Source organism: Thermus sp. (genome assembly GCF_056332225.1).
This window is the reverse complement of record NZ_JBWGQW010000133.1, coordinates 1-1047: the sequence shown is the minus strand read 5'-3', so window position 1 is coordinate 1047 and position 1047 is coordinate 1. Positions and strand designations below refer to the sequence as shown.

Here is a 1047-nt window from a genome sequence, read left to right as displayed (position 1 = left end):
GCCTTCCAGTCCTCCTCCAGGAGGTAGATGCGGGCGAGGAGGGCAGGGTCTTGCACCTGGCGAAGGAGGCGGGGTCTTTCCTCGGCGAAGGCCCGGCCCAGCTTGGCCTTGAGGGCGAGGTAGTCCTCGAGATTGGGCCTTAGGAGAAAGCGGGCCCGGTGGTCCTCCGGGCTTCCCCGGTGGGCGGCGAGGAGGTCCAAGAGGGGAAGAAGCCTCGGGTCCTTGCCGAACCAGGCCACCGCCTCCTCGGCGTACCTCAGGGCCTCCTCCCTCCTGCCCAGGCGCAAGAGACGCTCCACGAAGGCCAGGTAGTCCTCCACCCCATGGAGGCCTTCCCGGAGAAGGGCGAGGGCCTCCTCCTCCCTCCCGAGGGCAAAGAGGAGCTCGGCCCTGAGGGCGCGGGCGATGGGGGAGCGCTCCTTCTCCAGGAGGGGAAGAAGGGCCTCGGGGCGCTCCTTCCCCAGGGCGAGGAGGGCCTCCTCCAGGGAAGGGGAAGGGGCCTTTAGGTAGAGGCGGAGGAGAGGAGCGGGGTCCCCCCCGAGCTCCAGGTAGTGGCCAAGGGCCACCCGAAGGTAAGGCTCGGGGTCAAAGGGGGCCTCGAGGAGGACCTCTATAAAGCGCCCCACCTCCCTTTCCCCCGCCTGGGGAAGCCTAAAGAGGAGCCCCTTGGCCTCCTCCTCTCCCCCGCCCAGGCGAAAGGCCTGCCTGAGGCGCCGCACCCCCTCCGCAAAGGCCTCCTCGGGGAAAAGGGCCTCCTTGAGGAGGAAGGCCACCTCGGGAAGCCCGGAAAGCCTCAGGAGAAGCCCCTTGGCCTCCTCGGGGGAAAGGGCCTCGAGGCGGGGCCTCAGGTCCTCGGGGCGCCTTTCCAGGTAGGTGTAGAGGAGGGCGGCGGCGTGCTTGCAGGGAAAGAAGGGGTAGGGGCAGGTGCAGCTCCCCACAAGCCCCGGCCCCACCTCCACCCGGTAGGGCCTGGGCTCCGAGCCCTGGACCTCGCCCAAGAGCCTCTCCCCCACCCGGAAGACCCTCTTGACCCGGCCCTCCTTGGCG

1 protein-coding gene is annotated in these 1047 nt (G+C 69.6%); it reads right to left on the bottom strand.

The features are described 5' to 3' along the window. On the bottom strand, positions 1-1047 hold a 1047-nt coding region (locus AC01Y6_RS10495), incomplete at both ends, for an SWIM zinc finger family protein (protein ID WP_476671471.1).